The organism is Parendozoicomonas sp. Alg238-R29, from assembly GCF_947331445.1.
In the GTDB taxonomy this organism is placed as follows: Bacteria; Pseudomonadota; Gammaproteobacteria; order Pseudomonadales; family Endozoicomonadaceae; genus Sansalvadorimonas.
On the sequence record NZ_CAMZOG010000204.1, the window covers coordinates 1 to 1,533 of the forward strand.

Annotated in this window: 1 protein-coding gene and 2 pseudogenes; 2 read left to right on the top strand and 1 reads right to left on the bottom strand. The window is 48.1% G+C overall.

The window, feature by feature from the left end:
- Positions 1-332: 332 nt before the first annotated feature.
- Positions 333-461, top strand: a pseudogene (locus QMA35_RS21610) (DUF6444 domain-containing protein); the annotation flags it as partial.
- Between the two features lie 197 nt (positions 462-658).
- Here QMA35_RS21610 and tnpA read toward each other — a convergent pair.
- A pseudogene (gene tnpA, locus QMA35_RS21615) lies at positions 659-972 on the bottom strand (IS200/IS605 family transposase); the annotation flags it as partial.
- 64 nt (positions 973-1,036) lie between these two features.
- Between tnpA and QMA35_RS21620 the strand changes: the two are divergent.
- Complete coding sequence (locus QMA35_RS21620; protein ID WP_281648760.1) at positions 1,037-1,360, top strand: DUF4372 domain-containing protein; 324 nt, start codon at positions 1,037-1,039, stop codon at positions 1,358-1,360.
- The last annotated feature ends 173 nt before the right edge of the window (positions 1,361-1,533 follow it).

Genomic DNA, 1,533 nt, shown 5'->3' on the forward strand with positions numbered 1-1,533 from the left:
ATGCAGCAGACTCGATTTGAAAAATTTCTGAAATCGCTTAACACATGATCTCCCGAACAGCTGACCTGTTTGCACAAAACCTTGCCGCCATGTCCCGAAAAGCCTGGGAGTGCAAGCCATAGTCGCCTCCTCCTGTGAGTGAAGTATTCTTTTGATCAGCATCCACGATGCCCCATTAGCGGTTTTTAAAGACTCTTTTATTCTCAGAGGAAAGCCTGTTAGATCAAGCAGCATTGCATTGGCTCACCCCACATTTACTGTGAACAGAGCCCGAGGCAACTATTCAGCCTCCCGTCATATCCTCCGCTTCTCCTGAAGCTCGACTCATTGCCATGGGGCTTGCCATCATCGCTGAGCAGGCAAAGATGATTTGCAAGTTGCAGGAAACGGTTAAAGCACTTGAAGACCGATTCAACAAGAACAGCAGCAATAGCAGTAAACCACCGTCGACTGATGGTTTTACCAAGCCTGAAGACAAGAGACAGGCAAAGCCTTCCTCCAAAAGTCTGCGGTCGCCTTCCAGCTTGAAACCCGGTGCCCCTTCACGCCCCTGTAAACGCCGCACCAGTTCACTCATGAACTCAACAACCACCGGCCAAAGCCGGTGGGTTAGTATTACGGACTGAAAGTCCGGATACGCGTCAAAGACGCGTTGATGTCAACCTTCAGTCCTGAAATTATCATCGATTCGGGGCTCAAAGTGATGATCCAAATATTCTTTGATCATCTCTTCTGTGAGTTCTCCCGATGTAACGCAAAAGTAGCCTCGAGCCCAAAAATGCCTACCCCAGTAACGTTCTTTTAAGTCTGGAAAACTCTCAAAGAACTTTGTCGAGGATCGTCCTTTTATCCCGCGCATAATTTCACTGGGAGCCATACTCGGCGGCGATGAGAGCAAGAGGTGAACGTGATCTTTACTCACAACCACTGCTGTCCGGTTAAAAAATCGAGAAAGGCGTGAGGCGCCTGTCTTTAGTGGTTTGCGGTAAAATAGCGGTTGTCGAGACAGCTATTTCACAAAACAAAAAAGACAGGCATGAAGTATCATAACAGCGTTTTCCAACAGTTACTCAAAACAATCCCACGTCACCAGTTTCAGAAGGTCGTTGATCGCCACAACGGGGATCATCGCATCAGAACTCTGTCATGCTGGACTCAACTCGTTGCCATGATGTTTGCTCAACTGGCCAGCCGGGTTTCCATTCGGGATCTGGTTGAGAATTTTAATACCTGCCACAACCACCATTATCATTTGGGTGTCTCTCGCACAAAGCGCTCTTCATTGTCAGATGCCAACAGCACTCGGGCGGCCAGTATTTTTTTGAGTGGGCGCATTTCCGAAAAACCAAAGGCGGCATAGAGCTTCATACGGTGTATGACTCGCAGGCCGATACGCCCACTTTTTTCGAACTAACCACCGCCAAGAAAAATGACTGTAAAGTGGCTCATAACCTTCCCATCATGGCAGGTGTCACCTATGTTTTTGACCGAGCTTACGACGACTACAGCTGGTATTACGAAATGACCTGTCAG